This is a genomic window from Pseudomonas sp. 2995-1 (genome assembly GCF_002742505.1).
Classification (GTDB): domain Bacteria; phylum Pseudomonadota; class Gammaproteobacteria; order Pseudomonadales; family Pseudomonadaceae; genus Aquipseudomonas; species Aquipseudomonas sivasensis.
Map to the genome: position 1 here is coordinate 218631 of NZ_LJSA01000332.1, position 24148 is coordinate 242778.

Genomic DNA, 24148 nt, shown 5'->3' on the forward strand with positions numbered 1-24148 from the left:
TGTTGTTGTCCTCGAAGTGCTCGATCGAAATTGTTGTTTTTGTGATTCGACAGCCTTGGGTAGTGCTTTATCGGTGGCGGCGCTCCTCCTCTTCCAGCAGGGCCTGCAAGGTATCCAGGCGTGCGCCTTCACAGGCGATCACCGTGCCTTGTTCGAACACGCGGCGTGACAGGCCGGTGAGCACGGCGCCCGGGGGCAGTTCGATTTGCAGGCGCACGCCGCGCTCATAGGCGCTTTGCACGGTGCCGCGCCAGTCGACAACGCGGCACATGTTGAAGGCCAGGTCGTCGCAAAGGTGTTCGGGGTTGTGGATCGGCCGCGCGCGGGTGCTGCTCAGGTAGGTGATGCGCGGCGCATTGAGCGGGACAAAAGCCTGGGCCAGGGCCTCGGCCGGTTGCTCCAGCAGCGCGCAATGGGACGGCACACTGACGGCCAGGCGTTTGGCGATGCCGTTGCCCTTGATGCGCGCGGCAACACGCTTCATGGCCTCGTCGCTGCCGGCGATCACGCTCTGGTTATCGGCGTTGATATTGGCCAGGTATACCGGGGTTTCGGGGCTGTGGATGTCGGCGAGGATGTTTTCGACGGTGGATAACTCCACGCCGATGATCGCGGTCATGCCGTAGCCGTGTGGATAAGCGCTTTGCATCAGTTGGCCGCGCAGGCTCACAAGCTTTACCGCATCGGGAAAATCCAGCGCACCAGCGATGACCGCAGCCGGATAGGCACCGATGGACAGGCCCGCCACGTAATCCGGGGTGCGATCCAACAGACGGGCGTGGGCAACGCCGGCAATCAACAGACACAGTTGCACGGCGCGGGTACTGGCCAGGGCTTGCGCGGAATCGAGCAGGCGCACGTCTTCGCCCAGGGCATCGCTGGCTTCGGCCAGGATGTCGGCAGGCAGCGCCTGGAGCATGCCCATGCGCTGAGCACCCTGCCCCGGAAACACCAGCAGGCTGCTCATGCCACAACCTGCCAGGGGTCGATTACAAGGTGCGCACCGCTGGTGGTTTTGAGTAATACGCGGCGGGATGGCCCGGCCCACTCGCGCAACGCGACGGCGCCGAACGGGGTTTGCAATTGCAGGTCTACGCTGCACGCCGCCTTATCCAGTCGTTCCAGAAGAGCCCGCGCGTCATTGCGATCCAGCGGCTCAGGCGCGCGCAGAATCAAATCCAGATCACTCTCAGCATGCAGCGCCTCAATGCCGGTCGCCAATTCAAAACCCGCACTGCCGCTGACGCCCCAGCTTGTCTGGGCCAGCACCGGGCGCAACTGCTGCAATGCGTGCAACGCAGGTAAATCCCGCGTCGAGATCACGGCGCGCAACGCCTCCGGCACCACACGCCGACGCACCGCTGCAATCGGCATCACGGCGGCAAAACGCTGTTCGCGCAAACGTCCACGCACGCCGACCGCCACCTGGCCCGGCTCGGCGAGCGCGCGACGCACCACTACCGGGTGACCGGCGCTGATCGCGTCCACCGCCCAGGCCGGTGCGTCGATGGGCAGATGCGCCGGGCTCATGCCCCAGAGCAGGTCGTGCGCGTTCACCATTGCTCCCGCAACAACTCGCGCACGTGGCTGGAAGCGGTGCGATTAGTGGCGCCGAGGCGTCCGCTCAAATCGGGTGTGCCAATGTCCTTGATGGCACTCACCAGACATTCACTGACCCGCACCACATCGTCCGCTGTCGGTTGTTCAATCTGGCTCACCGACAAGGTCTCCCACAGCAATCCGAGGCTGGCATAGCTGTCGATGTCATAGGCCATGGGCGGCACGCTGGCGGCCAGGGCTTCCAGCTCTTCGACACTGCGCAGGGTCACCCGCGCAGCCGAGGCCTTGCCCATGGCGTGCACCATCACACCAGGATCGCGCAAGGCGATCAGGCGGTTGGCTTGGTAACCGTGGGCCAGGAACGCACCGGACATGGCCTTGCCCACCAGCAGCGCAATCACCGGGTGGCCGGCGAGGCGAGCGCGGGCATAGCTGTCGGCGGCAGCGGCCAGGGCCTGATGGATGCCGAGGGCCTCTTCGCGACGGCCGTAGGCTTGGCTGGGCACATCGACGATGGCGATGATCGGGCGCTTGTCGCCGCGGGCGATGGCTTCATCGACGGCCTTGGCCAGGCCCCAGCCTTCGAGCAGGCCGACTTCGCCATTGCGCGCCCGAGGGAAGCGGTTTTGCGCGTCAGTCACCACGGCGACAAAGCGCACCTTTTGCTCACCCAATACACCGTCGGCAACCCTCAGCGACGCGGGCAAACCGTCTACAGGTGGAGCGCCGGCGCTCAATGCGTTGAACCACTGCAAACCTCTCATGAGCGTTCTCCTTGATACAGCTCGCGCACCGTCGCCGGGTCGATTTGCGGTACGGCGTCCAGCTCGGCCAAGCGTGTGAGGTAATAATCAGCCTGGCGACTGCGTTGTTGGGCGGGCACGCCTTGCTGCAGCAACGCGCTGACCGTCTGTTGGATCTGCGCCACATCGTCGGCCACGTAACGGTCGGCCAGGCCGCTGTTGAAACGTTGCTCGCCACCCGTGAGGCTCCAGATAAAGGGACGGTCGCGGGAGTCGTATTCTTCCAACCCGGCTTCCTGTTCGATCACCTGCGGACCATTGAGGCCCAGGCGCGCTTCGCGGGTCACGACGAGGTAGCTGCACAGCCCGGCCGCGATGGACATGCCGCCGAAACAGCCAACGCTGCCCGCCACCACGCCGATCACCGGCTGGTACTGGCGCAGGTCGACAATCGCCGCGTGTATATCGGCAATTGCTGCCAGGCCGAGGTTGGCTTCCTGCAAGCGCACGCCGCCAGTTTCCAGGAGCAGCACCGCGCGGGTCGGGATGCCCTTGCGGTTGTCCTCAGCTGCCAACTCCAGGGCGCCAGCGATTTTCGCGCCGCCCACTTCACCGAGGCTGCCGCCCTGGAAGTTGCCCTCAATGGCTGCAATCACCACAGGCAAGTCGCCGATGCTGCCCTTGGCGATCACCACCCCGTCATCGGCCTGGGGCACCACACCTTGGCGGCTGAGCCAGGGCGACATGACCCGCTGGAACGGGTCGATCAGTTCGCGAAAGGTGCCGGCATCCAATAAGGCCTTGGCCCGCTGCCGCGCACCCAGTTCCACGAAGCTGTGTTTAGCGAGCAAGTCAGTCATGGCCGATCTCCTCGAAACCCTGCTCCAGGCGCAAACGCACCACGCCGGGGGTGGCGCCGAAGTCGTGGATATCAATGTTCAGGGCGGGTGGTGTCTGCTCTTGGAAGATGCGTTCGAACAGGTGCTGCCAGCGTTGTTCGGCGCCATTCACCGAGGTCTGTACTTGAATGGTCAACGTGCCGGCCGTGCCCGGTTCCAGCAGCACTTCCAAGTCGCCCGAGCCGACGCAACCCACCAGCGCACGGCCTTTTGGCGGCTGCCCGGCGGGGAATTCAAAGGATAAGGTTTCCATCACAACGCTCCGTCGAGGCGGTCGATAAACAGGCAGGCGGCCAACAGGTCGGCGGCGCCACCGGGGGAGGCATTCAGGGCCAGCAGTTGGTGGTCCAGCTCATGCAGTTGGCGGCGCCCGGCGAGGCTAGCGCTGCCGCCAGCATCGAGCACGGCCTGAGCGCCGCGCTGCATGGCATGCAGGCCTTGCAGGCCGGCGCGATAGAGCACGCAGGTGTCGGCCAGATCGGTCATGATCGCGAGCAAGGCGTCCAGGCGTGCGTTCTGTTCGCCGGCGTTTTGGCGGCGACTTTTGTGCAGTTGCGGCAGGCCGCGCTGCATCACCGAGGGGAAGCCAAGCTGCGCTTCTTCACGGGCACCGCGCGCGCCGTAGCGTTGCGCGACCTGGGCGCCGTGGCTCAGTGGCTGTGGGGCGTAGCGGTCGTTGAGCAGGGCTAATCTGGCCGCTTTCAGCGTTATAGCGCGGGGCTCCAAGGCTGCCGCAGCAGTGAGCAAGCCGAGCGCCCAGATCGCGCCGCGATGGGTATTCACACCCTGAGTGGTGGTGAGCATCGCTTGCTCACCCTCACGGCCAATACGACCGAGGGCTTCGCGCAGAGGCAAGCCGACCTCACCGATTTCAATCGCCGCTTCGGCCATTTCCTTGAACATCGGCCATAACGACAGCGCCGAGGCGTGCATCAGCCCCAGGTGCAAATCACTGTGGGCGCCGTTGCCGCGACGGTCCACCAGGGCGGGTTTAGGCGACAGGTCGGCTTCATCGATCAGCGCATCGACGGCCATATCCGCCAGGCGATCCGCAAGACTGAGTTCATGCAGTTTGAGAGCGCGCATTTACCAGCTCCTGAATTTGGCGGGCGGGTTGTACAGGCCACCGGACCACTCCACCAGGTCGGCCACGCTCTTGGCGGCCAACAGCTCGCGGGTGGCGTCGGTGCGGCGGATGCCCAAGTCTTCGGGCAAGGCGATCAGGCCTTCGCGGCGCATGCGCGCGGTGTCCTTCGGGTTGTGGCGCAGGCCGATGGCGGTCACCCCGGCGACGGCGGCGATCATCGCCTGGCGTTCTTCCAGGGAGCGCGCCTTGTACAGGTAGGCAATGCCTTCTTCGGTGAGCAGGTGGGTGACGTCGTCACCGTAAATCATGATCGGCGCCAGGGGCATGCCGCTTTTGCGTGCCACTTCCACGGCGTCGAGGGTGTCGACGAAGGTGGGTTTGCCGCCTTCCTGGAAGGTCTCGACCATCTGCACCACGAGCTTTTTGCCGCGCTCCAGCAGCGCGACCGGCGCATCGTCGTGACGCATATCCAACCACGCCGGCGTGCCATGGCGGCGACCGCGCGGGTCGTGGCCCATGTTCGGCGCCCCTCCGAAACCGGCGAGGCGGCCACGGGTCACGGTGCTGGAGTGGCCGTCGCCGTCGACTTGCAGGGTGGCGCCGATAAACAGGTCCACTGCGTACTGGCCGGCCAATTGGCAGAACATGCGGTTGGAGCGCATCGAACCGTCGCGGCCGGTGAAGAACACATCCGGGCGGGCGGCGATGTAGTTCTCCATGCCCAGTTCGGTGCCAAAGCAATGCACGCTTTCCACCCAACCGCTTTCGATGGCGGGGATCAGCGTGGGGTGCGGGTTGAGGGTCCAGTTGCGGCAGATCTTGCCCTTAAGTCCCAGGGATTCGCCGTAGGTGGGCAGGATCAATTCGATGGCGGCGGTGTTGAAACCGATACCGTGGTTGAGCGATTGCACATTGTGTTTTTCGTAGATGCCACGGATCGCCATCATCGCCATCAACACATGCACCGGTTTGATATGGCGCGGGTCGCGGGTGAACAGCGGCTCGATGTAGAACGGCTTGTCGGCCACCACCACAAAATCCACCCAACTGGCAGGAATGTCGACGCGAGGCAAATCGGTGACGTCATCCACCAACTGGTTGACCTGCACGATCACGATGCCATCGCTGAACGCGGCGGGTTCGATCAGCGCCGGAGTGTCTTCGGTGCTGGCGCCGGTGTAGATATTGCCGGCGCGGTCGGCCATGAAACCGGCGGAGAGCACCACGTTGGGGATCAGGTCCACCACCAGCCGTGCATAGAGTTCGATGTAGGTGTGGATCGCGCCGATTTCCAGCAGGCCGTCTTCCAGCAACTGGCTGATGCGCAGGGATTGGGTGCCGGCGAAGGAGAAATCCAGCTTGCGGGCGATGCCCTTTTCAAACAGGTCCAGGTGCTCGGACCGCCCGACACTGGGCATGATCATGTGCAAATCGTGAAGCTTGGCCGGGTCGGCCTTGGCCAGCGAGCGCGAGAGGAAGTCGGCTTGCTTCTGGTTGTTGCCTTCCAGCACCACGCGGTCGCCGGGGAGGATCAGCGCCTCAAGCGCCTCGACAATCTTGTCGCTGGGCAGCACCGCGCCGTCTGCGTACTTTTTGACCAGCCCGAGCCGCCGCTGCTTCTCGTCGCGCCGCCGCGTCCAGCGCGAGTCGGGGGTTATTGTTGTTGTCATGGTCGCTCCACGAGGTTAGCTGTCGTGAGGCTTACCTTAGGAGTGAATCCGTGAGCCATCAATCAAGCTTAGCGATGGATCGTTACGGTTAGAGTAATGGAACACCTGCAAACACTGACCTGAGCCCAAAGAAGATCAACATGTGGGAGGGGGCTTGCTCCCGATGGCGGTGGGTCAGCTAAGTGATGTTTCAACTGACACTCAGCCATCGGGGGCAAGCCCCCTCCCACATTTGCTCACTGGTGTCTGTGAGAGTGCGGTCCCAAAAAGGGACTGATCAGTCCCTGCTTGGGACCTTTTCCAGCGAAGGGCTGACCTGTTCCAGCGCCCGATCCACCAACAACTGCCCCAACTCGGCCATTTGCTGGATCCCGAGCAAGATGGCGCGCTGGGAAGTGTCCAGGTCGAAGGCCAGGTTGCAGGTGAGTGCGTTGAGGGAGGACAGGGTTTCGCTGGCGTTGAACAGCAGGGTTTCGGTGTTTTGGTGGGGGTTTACGGTGAAGAGGTTTGCGGGAGGATTGGGGGTAGGTTTGACCATGATTTACAACGCCGATATGTGATGGAGGCTGCGCTCTTTCGCTTGCACGCGAATTGAGGTGGCAGCGGTGCGCCGGTGTGCAAGACCGGGCATATCGGACCCCGGCAGACCCCGAAGGATCTCCCACGCACAGCCGCCATAACAAATACAGCAGGCATAAAAAACACCCGTTGAATGGCTATGGGCGTTGGTGCGCCGAAGACTAGGCGCGCGGACTGCACGCGACAAGTTCATGCACGGCCCAAAATCTTGCAGGAAAAATCCGAAGCCAGCAGGCCTACAACCTCATGTCGATGCTCACAGCCCCCAAAGCTTCAAGCGGGTAGCTGCGGTACTCATAAACCTCCCCACGGACAATGAGGTGGATGACTCCATCCACCTGGTTCACTTGCACATCAGGCTCTTTGGTTTTTAGAAATGGATGTGCCGAGACCAGTGACGTGAGTATTTCGCGATCATTACGCAGGTCCTTATGCACGTAGTACCTGTAGGAAAAGCCCACCGTCGCGCCGCCCCGCCCGTCACGCGCACCATAAATTGAGCTGCCATTGCCCAAGGAGTGTTTCAAAACCACTTCGTCCAGGTCAGGCGTACCGGATGACATGAACCAATTGCCCCCGATGTATATCAGGCAGGCCACCAGAAGACAGTTACGCAGGACCGGCAAGAGCCCCTTAGTAGCCCTGAGAAATTGCATACTCAATCCCCCTCTTTATCCAATATTGATCTCGGGGATCATCGCCAAAAGGGTCACCGCCCCACCATGATCCAAACTCCGGCGTGGTGGTTTTTGCGAATGTTTGAGCGACGCCTGCTGCCCGCAACAGAACAGGCTCGGGAATGCCGAGTTCCGTACCTGTCGCACCATAATTGAAATTACCAAAAAGCTTCGTACTGACGCCCTCGCTTCTTGTAGTTCCATGGACCGGCTGCACGAACCTGGGAATAAAACCACGAATAGGCGAATGCCGAACCGGGCTTGAGATGAGTGCCCTTGCACTTGGCTGTCGCCATGTTTTCAAGTATTGAAACACCAGGCGGCATTAACGGTACGATCATTTTCGGGGCCTTGGTGGCAGTGAGGAGCGTAGAACTTAGCCACCGCGCTCAGGCCTGGAAACCCGATAAATCCAAATGCAGAACTCGCCGACAATAACCGCACTCCATTCCTACAAGATGTTCAGGTTGTTGCTCGGAACCTGTCTCTCTAGCCTTTTTTCGTCCAAGCCCACCACGGGCGACCATCGTGAATCCGAACTCTAAACCCAATCTGCGTATGCACAACCCACCTCACCCAGGCGAAATTCTGCTTGAGGATGTAGTCCCGGCCCTCGGTATTGCTATCACCGAAATGGCCAGGCGCCTTGGCTTCGCCCGCGATACTTTTTCAAGGATCTTGCATGGCCACGCCCCCGTAAGCCCGGACCTTGCCGTCCGGTTGGAGCGAGTCGGCGTAAGTACTGCGCAGTTATGGTTATCGATGCAAAGCGCCTACGACTTGTGGCAGGCCGAGCATCGGGAGCAGCCGATGCTTGAGCCGTTTGCGCGGATTGATTAAGGAAAAATCCGACCGGACGCTCAACGTGCCATGACGTTAACCACCACATGCAAAATGAACGCAGGCCCGTAACAAGGTTTCCCCTGTTCATCCTCGATTCTCCAGACTGAAGCCACCGTACAAGTCTCCCTGGGTGCTGCAAATTCCACACTGATATGCACCGGCTGGCCCGGCAGCGTATCGGCAATCGGGAGCTCGCTGTGCAGGCTGCGCAGATGAATATCCATCACTACCTCCAACTGGCCTTGTGGATCTGCGCGGCGGGCAATAACGTATTCCCCATCAACACGCACCAGTCGTCGCCCGCGCCAGGGTCGTGTGCCCAGGTTCTGAATCTCCCAGGTTTTCTGAAAAACTTCCCCCGGCAACACGACGGTTTGATCAGGCGTCGTGACATCGGCATTGAACACCGCAACGTCCTCCGGATCATCAATACCTGCAGCCCGATTGGTGGTAGCCATTGAGCACGCATTACCGGGCGCACCTGTCAGGTCAGCGAAGTAGCGAAACAGCAGCAAGGGAGAAACCTGCAATGCCTTCGCCAGCTTGATCAGCGTGCGCACCGACGGGTCCCTGGAAGCTCCAGCCGATAGACCGTACAGGTAGGTTCTGGAAATTCCCGCCTCCTTGGCCAGCGCAGTCAGGGGCTTGCCCAACTCTCGGCTGCGCCGTGCAACCAGCGACCTGAGGGTATCTCGCGTTCTTATATTCATACGAAGTTTGCGGTTCCCATTTTTAGGTGAACGTCATTTCTTTGTCCGCCAAAAAAGACAACCTGTCCGCCGCCACGTGTCTTGAACCATGCACACTCGCCGCCTGCTGGCGAAGTTGTGAAGGACATGGATGGGGCCCTTTTAGTCAGTCATATCCAGTGTCGTAGTTTCTCGCCTGCTTGCGAACCCAGTGTTTGTTGCATTCCTTTACATCTACCTTTGGATATAGCCATGAACCACATCAAAGCGTGCTGTAAATCCGTTGCTCAAACAGGCTTTGGCACCCTGCAAATATCAGAAGCGATGCTGCTGGATTACAAAAAAATCGTTGAGGGATACTCCGCAATATCGCCAGCCACCAAGGCCTCGTTTTCCTTCGCGAAAGACACCGATGGATTTTTCCCCTTTGGCGCTGAGTACTCGAGCCTTGAGGATCAGCCAGACCTGTGTGAGCGATTTTGTTACTGGCCTGCGCATTCATCAAAACGAAGAGCGTTTGAATTCACACGAAGTGAATTTTTTGCCGCCGTTAATGCTTTTGAACAACAGATCAGCGAGCTTGCCCAAGAATTGATGGACGGAATTTGCGCGGAGTTTGGAGCCACTTCGTTGAACTCTTTGCGTGCAACGTTCTATCTGCAACTGTGTGTCTATGGAGCTAATTCCGGGTCGGGTCAGCGCCAGTTTGCTCAGGACCCTCATGAGGATGGTCATCTGTTGTCATTTATCAAGCCGACTCGTGATGGCCTCGTCCTGGTTCGAGGCAGCTCGCTGGAGCCGGTACGCCTCTTGGAGAACGAGGTTGCAATCTTGGCCGGATCGTTACTGACTGACCTCTCAGACTATGCAATTCCCGCTGCATACCACGCGGTTCTGACTCCTCGGAGACCAATGCCACGCAGCTCTCTCATTTACTTCGTCAACCCTGATGCAGAGCAGGAACTGAGAGGCTTTTTCCGCCACCAGCCGATCGACTTGAAAAGCGCCGCCAACGCGCGCCATACCGGTTTCGGTAATCAACCCCTTCAATTGAACTGATACCCAGGCGGTCGAGCACTTCATGACTCCAGACCTCAACGTCTTTTATCTCGAAGGTCTTCTACTGGGCATCGGACTGTTCGCCGCTCCTGGACCGAAGGACACCCTGGTTATTCGCCAGGGTGTCAGTCGCAGCCCTGTCTGGGGTGTGGTGGCGGTATGCGTGTTCGCCGATATCATCCTCATCGCTCTTGGGGTCATGGGCTTGGGCTCGTTGCTCGGCAGCAAGCCAGGTTTGGTGGCGTTACTGCTGCTGTCGGGAGCGGCCTATCTGTTGTGGTTTGGCTGGCAGCGGTTATTGGCTTGTGTGCGTAACCAGTCGATGCCAGATACTCAAAGCAACCTCACCTCACAGCGCGGATTACTGCGCACGGCGGTGATACTTGGATTCGCCAATCCGTATGCTTGGCTGGATACCGTGGTGCTAATTGGCTCTATTGGTGCGGCAAAGCCCGTCAGCCAACAAGCGTTCTTTGCCGGCGGAGCAATGACCGCGTCGCTGGTATGGTTTGTGGTTTTGGCGTTGGGATGCCAAAGGTTGACGGGGCTATTTCGTTCGGCAAAGGTCTGGCGTTTGTTGGACGCCGGCGTGGTGATTTTGATGGTGTACCTCGCGGGTATGCTGATTGCTGATTTTCATCTGCTGCAGCGTCTCTGAACGGGAAAGCGCCCTCACCACAGGGGCCTTTCATTTCTCATGGAGAATGCGCCACTCAGGCCAACCCGGACTCCACCAGCAGCGCCTCAAGTCCCATCAAATCCGGCACCTTCGCCACATGCTCCCCCACCTGCACCGCTGCCAGTTCCAGCGGGCACAGCGGCACGTCCACATAGCTCAACTCGCTATCGAGCTTGTACGACCGCGGAATACCCTGGATCACCAGCGCAATAAACTTCAACGTCGTCCGCCCGCCCAGCGCATTCAACACCACGATCCGCGAGCGTTCGCCGGTCACGCTGGCCTCGCCGCACACGGCTTCGAAACTGATCAACGGAATCTGCCGATCCCGCCACGTCACTTGCCGCAAATACCACGGCGGTGCGTCGCTGGCCGGTTCGCCGCGTTGGAAGTCGATCAACTCGGCGATGGCGACGTTGGGCAGTACCAGGTGACGGTCGGCCAGGGGCAGCAGCAGGCCGGTGAGTTGGCTGGTGCGGTGGTCAAGCATGGGACTTGCTCCAATAGGCGATGCTTTCCAGCAGCACCGACTCTTGATACGGCTTGCCGAGGTATTCGTTGACGCCGATCGCCATGGCGCGGTCGCGGTGTTTCTGGCCAGTGCGGGAGGTGATCATGATGATCGGCAGGCGCATCAAGCGCGGGTCGTTGCGCACTTGCGTGGCCACTTCAAAGCCGTCCATGCGCGGCATTTCGATGTCGAGCAGCATCAAGTCCGGGGTGTGTTCTTCAAGCACAGCCAGGGCGTCGATGCCGTCTTTGGCAGTGAGCACGTTCATGCCGTTGCGCTCCAGCAGCCGGCTGGTGACTTTGCGCACGGTAACCGAGTCGTCCACTACCAGCACCAGCAAGGGGCGTTTTTTCAGCGGGTCGTTGAGGATCAGTGGCGCATCCACCGACTGCGCCGGCAAGGCCGGTTGGCGGGCGCGGATATGCGCCAGCAAGTCGATAATCAGCACCACGCGGCCGTCGCCGAGGATGGTCGCGCCGGACAAGCCTTGCACCCCCGCGAACTGCGGCCCCAGGCCCTTGACCACGATTTCCCGCGTGCCGGCCATGGCATCCACATGCACCGCCACACGCCGCTCATTGCACTGCACCAAGAGCACCGGCACCGGCTGGTACTGGCCCAGCAGTTTCGGACGGGCCACGGTATGCAGCAGGTCGCCGAGGTAAAACAGTTCGTAGCGCTGGCCTGCGTATTCATAACGCGGCGGATCTTGCTGGTAGTGCCCCGCCAGCTCATGGGGCAGCACACGCACCAGCCCTTCGATGGTGTTGAGCGGGATTGCGTATTGGTCGTCGGCGCACTGCACCATCAGCGCGCGGTTGACCGACACGGTGAACGGCAGACGAATCCGAAAATGCACGCCCTCGCCCGGCGTCGACTCAATGAACATCGAGCCGCCGAGCTGGCGCACTTCTTCATGCACCACGTCCATGCCCACGCCACGCCCGGAAATCTGCGTGATCTTTTCCGCAGTGGAAAACCCCGGCTGCAAGATGAACTGCAACACGTCGCGGTCGCTGATCTCTTGATGAGGGGCGAGCAACCCGCGCTTGATCGCCTTGCGCCGCACCGCTTCTAGGGGCACGCCGGCGCCGTCGTCGCGCATGTCGAAAACGATATCGCCGCCTTCGTGGGTCAGGTCCAGGGTGATGCGGCCCTTTTCCGGCTTACCGGCCAGCAGCCGCACATCGCGGGACTCCAGGCCATGGTCAACGGCGTTGCGCAGCATGTGCTCCAAGGGCGCCGCCATGCGTTCAAGCACGTTGCGGTCCATCTCACCCTCGGCATTGCCGACGATGAATTCCACGTCCTTGCCCAACTCGCCCGCCACCTGGCGCACGATGCGTTTGAGGCGCGGCAACATACGCTCGAACGGCACCATGCGCGTGCGCATCAGGCCTTCCTGCAACTCGGTGTTGATGCGTGCCTGTTGCTGCAACAGGTCGTGCGCATCCTCGTTGCGACGGTCGAGGGTGTCCTTCAGGTCGAGCAGGTCGGAGGCGGATTCGGACAACGCGCGGGACAGTTGCTGCAACTGCGAATGGCGGTCCATCTCCAACGGATCGAAGTCTTCGTAGCCCAGGCGTTCGGCCTCGGCCTGTTGGCGGCTGAGGATGCGACCTTGGGTTTCGGTGTCGAGGCGGCGCAGTTGATCACGCATTCGCTCAATGGTGGTTTCCACCTCGTTCAACGCAATGCGCGCGTCGTTGACCTGCTGTTCGATGCGGCCACGGAAGATCGAGGTTTCACCCGCCAGGTTGACCAGATCGTCCAGCAGGTCGGCGGAGATTTTCACCATGTCGGCGGTAGGATCAGCGACCGCTTCGGCCTTGCCTGCGGGCAACGCCACCGGCACCACTGGCTCTACGCTGGGGTGCACCAGGCTTTTGATGCGTTCGATGAGCTTGTCCACTGAGCCCACCGGCATCCCATCCGTCACGGCGTCGATCATCTGCGCCAGGCGGTCATGGCAGCCTTGCAGCAGCGCGAACAGCTCAGCCGACGGCGCGAGCAAACCGGCGGACAGCCCTTCGTACAGAAACTCAAGCTCATGGGCCAAGTCACCAATCGGCCCGATCTCGACCATGCGCGCGCCGCCCTTTAGGGTGTGCAGGTCGCGCAACAGGGTTTCGACTTCCTGGCGATTGTTCGGCTCGGCCTGCCAGCGCAGCAACGCGCTGCCCGAGCTGTCGAGAATGTCGGCCGCTTCTTCGAGGAAGATATCCAGCAATTCCGGGTCGGCGCCCGCCGTTTCAGGCGCTGGCGCCTGGGTCGCGGGCGTACTGCTCTGTCGCAGCTCACGAAGCTTGGCAACCAGCTCGACGCTGTCGCTCAAGGGCTGGTGGTGGTGCAGTTCTTCCAGCTGCAAGGCCAGGTGTTCATGGCTGGCCATCAGCACTTGAGACAACTCGGCGCTGTAGCTGTAGCGACGGTCAACCAGGCCTTCGTAAAAGCATTCCAACTCATAGGCCAGATCGCCCACCGGGCCGATTTCAGCCATGCGCGCGCCGCCCTTGAGGGTGTGCAGGTCGCGCTGCAACGAGGACAACGGTGCAGCGTTTTCGGGTTCCAGCAGCCAGCGCTTGAGGGACTGCCCGGCGCTGTCGAGAATGTCCACGGCTTCTTCGAGGAAGATCTCGACGATCTCATCGTCCATCGCCGTTTCATGCTCCAACTGCGCGGTGGCGGCACCGAGTTCAGCGATGCTTAGGGCGCGGTTACCGTCACTTTTGATCAGGCCGGTGGCGGACGGGTCCAGGGCTCCGTCCAGCAATTCGCGCAGGGCCTCGACCCGTGCCGGGGCCAGGCTGATTTCCTGCCCGGCGGCCAGTTGGTCAAGCATGTTGATCAGCGCTTCATGGGCCTGTTCGGCCTCCCGGAAAAACCGCTCGCTGACGGCCAGACTGCTCTCTTCCACCGCGCCATAGAGGTCGAGCAAGGCTTCGCACAGTTCGTCGATAGGATGCAGGTCGGCGATGTGTGCCCCTTCTCCCAGCGTGGTCAGTTCATCCAGCAACGCCGTGAGCTCCTGGCGCTCGCCAGGGTGCTGTTGCCAACGACGCAGCAGGCTTTCGGCGTCGAGCAGGATATCCATGCCCTGGGCCAGGAAGTTGGCGATCAGTTGCGGGTCACGCTTGATGCGCAAGCCGGTGTTGGGCGCGTCGAGCAGCGTTGCCAACTGATGGTCAAGCAGGGCTTGGGTGCGGCCAATCAAGTCGGCCGCGCCCCTGATCGGCACCAGAGGGTCGCGATCCAGTTGGCGTAAGCCACGCTGGAACAGAGCTTCGGCTTCCAGCAGTAACTCCACCTCGTCCAGGTCCAGCGGCAGACGATGGGCCTTGTATTCGCGTGTCAGGTGATCCAGTGGGCGCACCAGCTCGGCAATCGGCAACACGCCGGCCATGTACGCACTGCCCTTGAGAGTGTGCAACGCGCGTTGCAGCTCATCGCTGACCTGCAGCGGCACATGCTCGGCGGCCTGTTGCAGGAAGTGGTTGAGGCTGTCCAGATGGCTCTGGGCTTCGTTGCGGAAAATTTCCAGCAGCATCGGGTCGTGGGGTTCGCCAGCAGATAGGGCGCCGCCGCTGGCATAGGCGTGGGCGCGAGCGGCCAAGGCGTCGACCTCGTCGCGTTGGTGTTGGTCGTCCGTCGCAAAGTCGGAGATCAACTCCGGCAGCAGGGCCACGGCGTCATCCAGCACCTGCTGGATCTCGGGGCCTAGGGCCACACTGCGTTCCAGCACACGGTTCAGCAGGTTTTCAACAGCCCAGGCCAACTCGGCCAGGACCAGGGCGCGCACCATGCGGCCACTGCCTTTCAACGTGTGGAAAGCGCGGCGCATTTCGCCTTGGGCGGTTTTGTCCGCGCTGTTGGGCAGGTGGCGGTGCAGCACTTCGAGAACTTCGTCAGTCTCTTCAAGGAAGACTTCGCGTAGTTCATCGTCGATAGGCGCTTCATCGGCTGGCGGCGGCAGCAGACTACCGGGGCGTTGCAGGGCCGGCGGGTTGAGGCGCGAGGTAGGGTTGGCCAGTGCGTCAAACTGCGACTGACTGGGCGTGACCTCGCTCGACAACGCACCATCGGGGGCGACCAACGCCTGGCGCCAGGGTTTCTCGGCGGGCAGATAGCCCAGCGTCGCCAGGCTTTGGGTGGCCAGTTCCAATACCCGCTCGCCAGCAGCGTCGGGGTCCTGGAGCATGCGTTCGAGGTAGTACTCCAAGCTGCTGATCACATCGGCAAAATGCTCCAGTTGCGCCTCTGCCGGCGGGCCTTCGTTGACCATCAACTGCTCATCGACGTAGTCGGTGCAGCCGCGCATCAGGCTCGCTGCACGCGGTAGCGGAATCATCGCCAACGCGCCACGCACCTGGCTCAGCAACTCCGGCAGCGATTCCAGGCGCTGACGGTCCCAGTCGGCTTCCATGCAGTCGATCACCAGCTCTTTAGCCTGCTTCAGGCACTGGCAGCACTCACGGATCACCAACTGGTGAATCTGGGTTAGGTCGGTAGTGGGCAGGCGGCTTTCTTCGCGGCTTTCCGGCTCGACGGTGCCGGCCATTCCCGCCAAGGTGGCTTCGACGTAGAGCAGCGCGCCAGCGACATCCATCAGCACGGCGTCGTTGGGTTCGCGTTGGCCTTGGGCCAGGCTCAGTACTACCGCAAGCTGGTCGATGATGACTTTGCGCGGCTGACCGAACCCCAGCACCGCCAAGGTATCGGCGATCTGCCGCAGCGGCGCCAGCAGCGCATCAAGGTCGCTGGTGTGTTGGCGGTCGCTGCGCACGAACAGGTCGAGGCGTTCCTTGACCCGCACCAGTTCCTCGCACAACGCACCGAGCACTGAGCCCATGGCATTGCGGTCCGGCCCGGCCAGGCGGGCGCGCTCGGCGTCGACCACCGTGCTGTCGGGCAAGGCTTCATCCAGGCCGTAGCGCTCTTTCAGGCTTTGCATGCGCGGCGTTGGCCGGGTGACTTTAGCGACGTAGAACAACAGGCTCTTGAGCAACTCATCCGGCGCAGATTGGTTGATGCCGCCTATGCCCTGGGCGAGCAGGCGCTTGAGTTGTTTGTCACTGGCCTTGAGCAAGCTGCGCAAAGCCGGGCTGTTGGCGACCACACCGGTGAGCATGCCCTCGACCAGCGCCGAAGCCACTTGCCACAACGGCAACAACGGCGCGCCCTGGCAGAGGGCTTCGAGGCGTGCGAACACCCGCGCCATGTCTTCCAGATTGCTTGGGCCGTGGTCTTCACGCAGCAACCCGGCCAACGCCTGTTGCAGCAACTGGTGCCATTGACGCAGTTGCTCATGCAGCTCAGGCGGCGCGCGCTGGGTCAGGGTTTCATCGGGCAGCGGCGCGATCGACAGCAATTGTGGGCTGAACAGGCTGGTTTCCGAGAGCAGGCTTTCACCCCGTGCGCTGCGTAGGTCGTTGAGCAGCGGCAGCACCACCAACGGCAGATCGCGGCGTGCGCTGTGCACGCGGTCGAGGTACAGCGGCAGTTGGCCGAGGGCCTGTTGCAGAAGACGGATGCTTTCATCGCGCTGACTGACCCGCCCGGCCTTCAGCGCAAGGGCCAGTTCTTCGATCTCTTCGGCCAGCAGCGCTGCGCCGTAGAACTCGACCATTTGCAGCGCACCATGCACCTGGTGAATACCGGCCAGGCATTGGCTGATCACGTCATCGTCATGGGTTTCGACAAACGCATCCAGCGCCGAACGGGCCTGTTTCAGGGTTTCGGCAATGTCGCCCTTGACCCATTCGAGGGCCACGTAGTCGTGCCGATCAACCATAACTGCTCCGCTTAGAATTCGTGGGTTGCCTGGATCTCCAGACAGATGGAGATCACATGTGGGAGGGGCGGTGCGACGATTCGACTTGCCCCCTCCCACACTTTGACTGCATTTCAATCATCAACCTGTTTGGCCGCAGGCAAGGTGAAACCCGAGACCGACCTGCGCAACTGGCTCGCCATCTTCGCCAAATTGCCGATGCTTTCGGCAGTGGCGGTGGAACCCGACGACGTCTGCGTAGTGATTTGCTGGATCACGTTCATGGTCAGGGAGATCTGCCCTGCCGACGACGTCTGTTGCTGCGCCGCATTGGAGATGCTCTGGATCAGCGCCGCCAAGGTCTTCGATACGCCTTCGATCTCTTCCAATGCCACGCCCGCGTCTTGGGCCAGCCGTGCACCGCGCACCACTTCGGTGGTGGTCTGTTCCATGGAGATGACCGCCTCGTTGGTGTCGGTCTGGATCGCCCGCACCAGGGTTTCGATCTGCCGCGTGGCAGCCGATGAGCGCTCGGCCAGTCGCTGCACTTCATCGGCCACCACCGCAAAACCGCGCCCGGCATCCCCGGCCATGCTCGCCTGGATGGCGGCGTTGAGGGCGAGGATGTTGGTCTGGTCGGCGATGTCGTCAATCAGGCTGACGATGTCGCCAATCTCCTGGGACGATTCACCCAAACGCTTAATGCGCTTGGCGGTGTCCTGGATCTGTTCGCGGATGTTGTCCATGCCGTGGATGGTGTTGTGCACCACCTCGTTGCCCTTGTTGGCGATCTCTACCGAGCGCTCCGCCACTGCCGAAGATTCGGCGGCGTTGGCCGACACTTGGTCGATGGATTGGGCCATCTGGTTGATCGCGGTGGAGGCTTCGGCGATCTGCTGGGCCTGATGCTCGGAGGCCTGGGCCAGGTGCATGGCAGTGGCCTGGGTGTCTTGCACAGCACCGGCGACCTGGCCGGCGGTGAGGTTGATCGTCGCGACCAAATCGCGCAGTTGGTCCACGGAATAGTTGATCGAGTCGGCGATGGTGCCGGTGAAGTCTTCGGTCACCGAAGCCGTCACAGTGAGGTCACCGTCGGCCAGGTCTTCGATTTCATCCAGCAAGCGCATGATCGCGTTTTGGTTGCGCTCGTTCTTCTCGGCAGTCTCGTGCAGTTGACGGTTGGTCTCACGCACCATCACCAAGCCAATCAGGATGATCGAGGCCAGCGCCAACAGACCCAGCACATAACCGCCGATGGTGTCGAAACTGCGCCCGCTGGCGAGGTTTTCGAACCCGATAGCCAAGTGCGAGGCTTCATCAAGCAGGGTTTGCGACAGGTTGAAAATATTGCTCGCCGAGGCGCGCACCTGGAACAGCTGCGGCGAGGTTTCGAGGATTTCATCCACGGAGCCAGAGACAAACTCGAACAGCTCGGCAATGTCCGCCAGTCGCGCGCGGGCATCGTGGTCTTCGACTTGGGTGATGCGCAGCCCAGGGTTGCCGTTGAGCATGCCATTGAGGACCTGACCAAAGCGGGCGGCATCACGGCCAAAGGTGTCGGCGGCCTGCGCGGCGGTTTCGTCGCCGGCCAGCACGGTGTTGACCGCACCCAAGATACGTTCGGCCAGCAGCGACTGGCGTTGGGCCAAGGCCACCTGGCTGGCCGGGGCGCCACGTTGCAGCAGGATGTCGACGACCTTCTCCGACTCCATCTGCAATTGCGGCACGGTTTCAGCGAGGGTCGCAGCCACTTGGTGCAGGGACAGTACGGTCTGCTCGCTGGCGAGGATCGCGTCGGTGTTTTTCAGCAGCGCTTCCCAATCGGTCTGCACAGCACGCATCTCGGCACGGACCGCACTGGGGGCCGCGGGCAAGCCGGTTTGCGGGTCACCTTTTTTCAGGTAGCCCCAGCGCTGGGCAAAATCGTTTCGCGCATCTCCCAACAGCTTGAAAGCAGCGGCCTTGCCGGCGGCGGCTTCGGTGGCGTTCTTGGCAATGCGTTGGGACAGCACGCGCAGTTCACCGGCGTGGCCGATGTACTGTTTGTCGTAGGTAGACTGGGTGTTGAGGTACGCGAAGTTGGCGAACAGCAGCATGATGAACACGATCAGTGCGATAAACAGCACGATGATCTGTGAACGGCTGCGCGAGCCGGCCTGGGGTTTAGGCGTGGTAGCGGTGGTCATGCGGCGACATCCATGAAGCCTGGGGCCTGGGCCAGGGCGAAGGGGCTGAAGACCTGCCACAGCGGATCACCCTCGAAGTGACCCTGGATAAACGGCGCGCCAGGGCTGGTGTTCGCCAGCAAGGCGTCTTGTGCAAAATGCTGCATCCCCACCACCTCATCCACCAGCAGCCCGACAAACAGATCGTTGTATTCCACCACCAGCACACGCCGTTGCTTGCGCGCCTTGGACAGCGCAAGGCCGAGGAAGCCACCCAGGTCCATCACCGGCAGCAGGCGCCCGCGCAGGTTAGCAACCCCTTTGACCCAAGCCTTGACCCCAGGCATTAAAGTGCAACGTGGTTCATGCAGGACTTCGGCTACTTCGCCCATGGGCGCCACATACCAATGTTGCCCCAGGCGAAAGCCGATACCGCTCCAGCGTTGCAGGCGGGTTTCCTGGGACGGCAGGTCGGCGGCCAGCAGGCGGCAGCGGCGGTCGATGTCCAGCAGCAGCTCAAAGGCGGTTTGCGACTCGGTCATGATGGCGTGCCGTCAGCCGGCCAACACCTTGTTCAGGGTGGCGATCAAGGTTTCTTCGTCCACAGGCTTGGTCAGGTAGTCCTTTGCACCCTGGCGCGCGCCCCAGATCTTGTCGGTTTCCTGATCCTTGGTGGTGATGATGATGATCGGGATGCCGTTGGTTTCCGGCTCCTTGGACAGTTGGCGAGTAGCCTGGAAGCCATTGAGGCCAGGCATCACGATGTCCATCAGCACTGCGTCGGGCTTTTCCTGGCGAGCCAGGGCCACGCCGTCCGCACCGTTCTCGGCCTTGAGGACTTGGTGGCCGTGCTTTTCCAGCATGCCGGTGAGTTTGTACATTTCGGTCGGCGAATCGTCGACGATCAGAACACGTGCCATGGTTTTCCCCACTACATTGGTCGGCGCCGGCCCTCGTGGGGCGGCGTCAGTGTGCTTGTTCTACTGCGGCGAACCCCGGCACATAGGCCTTGATTGCACCCAGCAGTTCTTCCTTGCTGAAAGGCTTGGTCAAAAACTGATCGACACCCACGATGCGCCCCTTGGCCTTGTCGAACAGACCGTCCTTGGAGGACAACATGATCACCGGAATCGACTTGAACGCCGGGTTGTTCTTCACCAGGGCGCAGGTCTGATAACCATCCAGGCGCGGCATCATGATGTCTACAAAGATAATGTGCGGGTGATGATCAACAATCCGCGCCAGGGCATCGAAACCGTCGATGGCCGTAATGACCTCGCACCCCGAGTTCTTCAACAGCGTCTCGGCGGTGCGGCGGATCGTTTTCGAATCGTCGATCACCATCACTCTCAAGGCGTTGGAATGCTGTTCCATATCTGCTCTACCATCGCCACAGCGAGTCGGTTTTCGGTGTGTACTGCCTGATGTTGCACAGGATGATCGCCGCAGGCCTTGGATTTCAAGGGCTGCTGCGCTGTGGCAGTCTTTTTAGCACAGTCTCGGAGAGCAATCTATCGAGGCACCCGCCAGGTGGTTTTTCCTTGACCCACAACAGCCGCAGCGCCACTCTGACGCCACTTTTATGCGCCCAATTTGCTAGAGGAAATCCCCCATGAGCGTTCGCGTCGGCATTGTCATGGACCCTATCGCCAGCATTTCCTATAAAAAGGACAGCTCGCTGGCCATGCTTCTGGCCGCCCAGGCCCGCGGCTGGACCCTGTTCTATATGGAGCAGCGCGATCTGTACCAGGGCGACGGCGAGGCCCGCGCGCGCATGCGCCCGCTGCAGGTGTTCGCCAACCCGGAAAAATGGTTCGAGCTTTCGGACGAAATCGACAGCCCCCTGAGCGACCTGGACGTGATCCTGATGCGCAAGGATCCGCCGTTCGACATGGAATTCGTCTACTCCACCTATCTGCTGGAGCAGGCCGAGCGCGCCGGCGTTCTGATCGTCAACAAGCCGCAAAGTCTGCGCGACTGCAATGAAAAGCTGTTCGCCACGCTGTTCCCGCAGTGCACACCCCCGACCGTGGTCAGCCGCCGCGCCGATGTGCTGCGTGAATTCGCCGCCAAACACGGCGATGTGATCCTCAAGCCGTTGGACGGCATGGGCGGTACGTCGATCTTCCGTCACCGCGCTGGCGACCCGAACCTGTCGGTGATCCTGGAAACCCTGACCGCCCTGGGCACCCAGCAGATCATGGGCCAGGCTTACCTGCCAGCGATCAAGGACGGCGACAAGCGCATTCTGATGATCGACGGCGAACCGGTGGACTACTGCCTCGCGCGTATCCCGGCGGCAGGCGAGACCCGAGGCAACCTGGCGGCAGGTGGGCGCGGCGAAGCACGGCCTTTATCGGATAAGGATCGCTGGATAGCTAGCCAAGTTGGCCCGACCTTGCGGGAAAAAGGCCTGCTGTTTGTAGGCCTTGACGTAATTGGTGAAAATCTCACCGAAATCAACGTCACCAGCCCGACCTGTATTCGCGAGATAGACAATGCATTTGGCACGAACATCGGCGAAATGCTGATGGCCGCCATTGAGCGCAAGCTCGCAGCCAAGTGATATAGAACAGCCGGACACACACCAACATTGCGTTATCATGCGCCACCTGTGAAACGCGCGATGTTGGTTCTTTTGTCATGACACTCCCGTCCGATCTGCCCCCCGAACTCTCCCACAGCGGCGTGCGCCCGGCTGATCGGCTCGGATTTACCCTGTTTCTGGCTGCCTTGATTCATTTGGCCTTGCTCCTTGGCGTGGGCTTCACCATGGTCGAACCCAAGCAGATCACCAAGACCCTGGAAATCACCCTGGCCACGTTCAAGAGTGAAAAGAAGCCCGAGAAGGCAGATTTTCTAGCCCAGGACAATCAACAGGGCAGCGGTACTCTCGACAAGAAAGCCATCCCCAAGACCACCGAACTGGCGCCGTTCCAGGACAACAAGGTCAATAAAGTCACGCCACCTCCTGCGCCGAAGCCCGAGGTCAAGCAGGCTACGCCCAAGCCTACGGTGGCCACCATCGCACCCAAACCGCAAAAAGCCCCGGTCCAACGCGAAAAGACCAAGACCGAGCCGCAGCCGGAGCCCGTCAAACCGGCGCCTACCTTCGACAGCTCGACCCTGTCCGACGAAATCTCCAGCCTGGAAGCCGAACTGGCTAACGAACAGCAGTTGTACGCCAAGCGCCCACGCATCTACCGCTTGAATGCCGCCTCGACCATGCGCGACAAAGGTGCCTGGTATAAAGACGAGTGGCGTAAGAAGGTCGAGCGCATCGGTAACCTCAACTACCCGGAAGAAGCGCGGCGCCAGCAGATCTACGGCAACTTGCGTCTATTGGTATCGATCAACCGCGACGGCACCTTATATGAAGTGCAGGTGTTGGAGTCCTCCGGCCAACCACTGCTGGACCAGGCCGCCCAACGCATCGTGCGCCTGGCCGCGCCCTTTGCCCCGTTTACCGGCGACCTGAATGACGTGGACCGCCTGGAAATCATCCGTACCTGGAAGTTTGCCAAGGGCGATCGGCTCTCCAGCAACTGATCAGACATGTCCTGCCACAGGTAACTCCAGCTTGTCAGTTCGCCCCTCCAACGCCACACTAGCGGACATGAAAAATGTCAGCCCGACCTACCTCAAGCACCAATTCCTGATCGCCATGCCCCATATGGCCGACCCGAACTTTGCGCAGACCTTGACCTACATCGTCGAGCACACGGCCAATGGTGCCATGGGGTTGGTGGTGAACCGCCCGCAAGCGCTGAACCTGGCCGATATCCTTGAGCAACTGCGTCCGGAGATCGATCCGCCGGCCCGTTGCCAATCGGTGCCGATCTACATCGGCGGGCCGGTACAAACTGATCGCGGCTTTGTGCTGCACCCGACCGGGCCGACGTTCCAGGCCACGGTGGACCTGGACGGTGTGTCGCTGTCCACCTCCCAGGACGTGTTGTTCGCCATCGCCGACGGTGTAGGCCCAGAGCAAAGCGTGATCACCTTGGGGTACGCCGGTTGGGAAGCAGGGCAACTGGAGGCCGAACTGGCCAGCAATGCCTGGCTGACCTGCCCCTTCGACGCCGACATCCTGTTCAACACGGCCAGTGAACTGCGCCTGGAAGCGGCCGCCGCCAAGTTGCGGGTCAACCTCAGCCTGCTGACCAGCCAGGCGGGGCACGCCTGATGGCCTTGCGTCTGATCCTCGGTTTTGACTACGGCACCAAACAGATCGGCGTAGCGGTCGGCCAGGTGATCACCGGCCAGGCCCGCGAGTTGTGCACCCTCAAGGCCCAGAACGGCATACCGGACTGGAATCAGGTCGAAGCCCTGATCAAGGAATGGAAGCCCGACGCGGTGGTGGTCGGCCTGCCCCTGAACATGGACGGCACCCCGAGCGAAATGTGCCTGCGCGCCGAAAAATTCGCCCGTCGCCTCAATGGTCGTTACAACATCCCCTTCTATACCCACGATGAACGCCTGACCACCTTTGAAGCCAAGGGTGAACGCCGCGACCGTGGCGGCCAGAAGGGCAGTTACCGCGACAACCCCGTAGACGCCATCGCCGCCGCCTTGCTGTTGCAGGGCTGGCTGGACGAAAACACCGCTTTATTTGAATCCTGACTGACGCGGCTTGCCGCGTCTTCTTACGTTTGAGCCCGGAACTTGCCTACAGCAAGGCCTTGAAGGAGCCACCATGAGCCTGCCCAATCCCGCCGAACTGATCAGCCAGATGGCATTACGCCTCAAAGCGCACCTGGAGCACCGCGGAATCAGCGAACCGCGCTTTATCGGCATTCGCACCGGCGGTGTGTGGGTCGCTCAGGCGTTACTGGACGAACTGGGCAGCGACTCGCCACTGGGCACCCTCGACGTGTCCTTCTACCGTGATGACTTCAGCCAGAACGGCCTGCACCCGCAAGTGCAGCCCTCGGCCCTGCCGTTCGAAGTCGAAGGCCAGCACCTGGTGTTGATCGACGACGTGCTGATGAGCGGCCGTACCATCCGCGCAGCCATGAACGAACTGTTCGACTACGGCCGCCCGGCCAGCATCACGCTGGTCTGCCTGCTGGATCTGGACGCCGGAGAGTTGCCTATCAGCCCGGATGTGGTTGGCGCGACCCTGTCGCTGCAAGCCCAGCAACGGGTAAAATTGTCCGGTCCAACGCCGCTCGAACTCGAACTGCAAGACCTCGCCCTTTAAACCGCCTTGTAAAG

The 24148-nt window shown here is 61.3% G+C and carries 25 protein-coding genes; 8 read left to right on the forward strand and 17 right to left on the reverse strand.

Going from position 1 to position 24148, the window contains the following annotated elements; translation table 11 throughout:
* Positions 1-67: 67 nt before the first annotated feature.
* The 10 genes from mdcH to AOA61_RS10005 form a co-directional block, all read right to left on the reverse strand.
* Positions 68-967 (reverse strand): malonate decarboxylase subunit epsilon, encoded by a 900-nt coding sequence (mdcH, locus tag AOA61_RS09960; protein WP_099601684.1) that lies wholly within the window; start codon positions 965-967, stop codon positions 68-70.
* Positions 964-1560 (reverse strand): malonate decarboxylase holo-ACP synthase, encoded by a 597-nt coding sequence (locus AOA61_RS09965; protein ID WP_099601685.1) that lies wholly within the window; start codon positions 1558-1560, stop codon positions 964-966. The genes mdcH and AOA61_RS09965 overlap by 4 nt, the downstream gene beginning before the upstream one ends.
* Positions 1554-2324: a biotin-independent malonate decarboxylase subunit gamma gene (mdcE, locus tag AOA61_RS09970; RefSeq protein ID WP_099601686.1), complete on the reverse strand. Its 771-nt coding sequence runs from the start codon at positions 2322-2324 to the stop codon at positions 1554-1556. The genes AOA61_RS09965 and mdcE overlap by 7 nt, the downstream gene beginning before the upstream one ends.
* Complete coding sequence (locus AOA61_RS09975) at positions 2321-3163, reverse strand: biotin-independent malonate decarboxylase subunit beta (protein WP_032884108.1); 843 nt, start codon at positions 3161-3163, stop codon at positions 2321-2323. The genes mdcE and AOA61_RS09975 overlap by 4 nt, the downstream gene beginning before the upstream one ends.
* Complete coding sequence (locus AOA61_RS09980) at positions 3156-3455, reverse strand: malonate decarboxylase subunit delta (RefSeq protein ID WP_032884109.1); 300 nt, start codon at positions 3453-3455, stop codon at positions 3156-3158. Before AOA61_RS09980 ends, AOA61_RS09975 begins: the two co-directional genes overlap by 8 nt.
* Positions 3455-4288, reverse strand: coding sequence for a triphosphoribosyl-dephospho-CoA synthase (locus AOA61_RS09985; protein WP_095185122.1), 834 nt, complete (start codon positions 4286-4288; stop codon positions 3455-3457). The genes AOA61_RS09980 and AOA61_RS09985 overlap by 1 nt, the downstream gene beginning before the upstream one ends.
* Positions 4289-5959: a malonate decarboxylase subunit alpha gene (gene mdcA / locus AOA61_RS09990; RefSeq protein WP_095185123.1), complete on the reverse strand. Its 1671-nt coding sequence runs from the start codon at positions 5957-5959 to the stop codon at positions 4289-4291.
* A 277-nt stretch (positions 5960-6236) separates the two neighbouring features.
* Positions 6237-6497 carry a DUF6124 family protein gene (locus AOA61_RS09995; RefSeq protein WP_099601687.1) on the reverse strand — a complete coding sequence of 87 codons (261 nt, stop codon included), beginning with the start codon at positions 6495-6497 and terminating at the stop codon, positions 6237-6239.
* A 277-nt stretch (positions 6498-6774) separates the two neighbouring features.
* On the reverse strand, positions 6775-7194 hold the full coding sequence (locus tag AOA61_RS10000) for a hypothetical protein (protein WP_099601688.1): 420 nt from the start codon (positions 7192-7194) through the stop codon (positions 6775-6777).
* Entirely contained in the window at positions 7172-7531 is a 360-nt protein-coding gene (locus AOA61_RS10005; protein WP_306668094.1) for a polymorphic toxin type 44 domain-containing protein, read from the reverse strand. Before AOA61_RS10005 ends, AOA61_RS10000 begins: the two co-directional genes overlap by 23 nt.
* A 236-nt stretch (positions 7532-7767) precedes the next feature.
* On the opposite strand from AOA61_RS10005, the gene AOA61_RS10010 reads away from it, so the two are divergent.
* Positions 7768-8055, forward strand: a complete 288-nt coding sequence (locus AOA61_RS10010; RefSeq protein ID WP_032884516.1) for a HigA family addiction module antitoxin — start codon at positions 7768-7770, stop codon at positions 8053-8055.
* A gap of 20 nt (positions 8056-8075) precedes the next feature.
* On the opposite strand, the gene AOA61_RS10015 is transcribed toward AOA61_RS10010, so the two are convergent.
* Positions 8076-8768, reverse strand: coding sequence for an NBR1-Ig-like domain-containing protein (locus AOA61_RS10015; RefSeq protein WP_032884114.1), 693 nt, complete (start codon positions 8766-8768; stop codon positions 8076-8078).
* Between the two features lie 231 nt (positions 8769-8999).
* Between AOA61_RS10015 and AOA61_RS10020 the strand changes: the two genes are divergently transcribed.
* Together AOA61_RS10020 and AOA61_RS10025 are read left to right on the forward strand one after the other, a co-directional pair.
* The gene (locus AOA61_RS10020; RefSeq protein WP_099601689.1) at positions 9000-9806 is read left to right on the forward strand and encodes a 2OG-Fe(II) oxygenase family protein; all 807 of its coding nucleotides are present in this window, start codon (positions 9000-9002) and stop codon (positions 9804-9806) included.
* Between the two features lie 22 nt (positions 9807-9828).
* Complete coding sequence (locus AOA61_RS10025; protein ID WP_032884116.1) at positions 9829-10464, forward strand: LysE/ArgO family amino acid transporter; 636 nt, start codon at positions 9829-9831, stop codon at positions 10462-10464.
* Between the two features lie 55 nt (positions 10465-10519).
* Here the strand turns inward: AOA61_RS10025 and AOA61_RS10030 are convergent, their stop codons facing one another.
* The 6 genes from AOA61_RS10030 to pilG form a co-directional block, all read right to left on the reverse strand.
* Positions 10520-10975 carry a chemotaxis protein CheW gene (locus tag AOA61_RS10030; protein ID WP_032884118.1) on the reverse strand — a complete coding sequence of 152 codons (456 nt, stop codon included), beginning with the start codon at positions 10973-10975 and terminating at the stop codon, positions 10520-10522.
* Entirely contained in the window at positions 10968-16787 is a 5820-nt protein-coding gene (locus tag AOA61_RS10035; protein WP_099601690.1) for an Hpt domain-containing protein, read from the reverse strand. Before AOA61_RS10035 ends, AOA61_RS10030 begins: the two co-directional genes overlap by 8 nt.
* 113 nt (positions 16788-16900) lie before the next feature.
* Positions 16901-18952 carry a methyl-accepting chemotaxis protein gene (locus tag AOA61_RS10040; protein ID WP_032884120.1) on the reverse strand — a complete coding sequence of 684 codons (2052 nt, stop codon included), beginning with the start codon at positions 18950-18952 and terminating at the stop codon, positions 16901-16903.
* Positions 18949-19473 (reverse strand): chemotaxis protein CheW, encoded by a 525-nt coding sequence (locus AOA61_RS10045; RefSeq protein ID WP_032884121.1) that lies wholly within the window; start codon positions 19471-19473, stop codon positions 18949-18951. The genes AOA61_RS10040 and AOA61_RS10045 overlap by 4 nt, the downstream gene beginning before the upstream one ends.
* Before the next feature lie 12 nt (positions 19474-19485).
* Complete coding sequence (gene pilH / locus AOA61_RS10050; RefSeq protein WP_014720320.1) at positions 19486-19851, reverse strand: twitching motility response regulator PilH; 366 nt, start codon at positions 19849-19851, stop codon at positions 19486-19488.
* Between the two features lie 46 nt (positions 19852-19897).
* Entirely contained in the window at positions 19898-20305 is a 408-nt protein-coding gene (gene pilG, locus AOA61_RS10055; RefSeq protein WP_095185125.1) for a twitching motility response regulator PilG, read from the reverse strand.
* A gap of 238 nt (positions 20306-20543) precedes the next feature.
* Between pilG and gshB the strand changes: the two genes are divergently transcribed.
* From gshB to pyrR, 5 genes are all read left to right on the forward strand, one after another.
* The gene (gshB, locus tag AOA61_RS10060) at positions 20544-21497 is read left to right on the forward strand and encodes a glutathione synthase (RefSeq protein ID WP_032884123.1); all 954 of its coding nucleotides are present in this window, start codon (positions 20544-20546) and stop codon (positions 21495-21497) included.
* A gap of 77 nt (positions 21498-21574) precedes the next feature.
* A complete protein-coding gene (locus AOA61_RS10065; protein ID WP_032884124.1) occupies positions 21575-22480 on the forward strand; it encodes an energy transducer TonB in 906 nt (301 codons plus the stop codon).
* 67 nt (positions 22481-22547) lie between these two features.
* On the forward strand, positions 22548-23117 hold the full coding sequence (locus AOA61_RS10070; RefSeq protein ID WP_032884125.1) for a YqgE/AlgH family protein: 570 nt from the start codon (positions 22548-22550) through the stop codon (positions 23115-23117).
* Positions 23117-23554 (forward strand): Holliday junction resolvase RuvX, encoded by a 438-nt coding sequence (gene ruvX / locus AOA61_RS10075; protein WP_099601691.1) that lies wholly within the window; start codon positions 23117-23119, stop codon positions 23552-23554. The genes AOA61_RS10070 and ruvX overlap by 1 nt, the downstream gene beginning before the upstream one ends.
* Before the next feature lie 73 nt (positions 23555-23627).
* Entirely contained in the window at positions 23628-24134 is a 507-nt protein-coding gene (gene pyrR, locus AOA61_RS10080) for a bifunctional pyr operon transcriptional regulator/uracil phosphoribosyltransferase PyrR (RefSeq protein ID WP_095185129.1), read from the forward strand.
* The last annotated feature ends 14 nt before the right edge of the window (positions 24135-24148 follow it).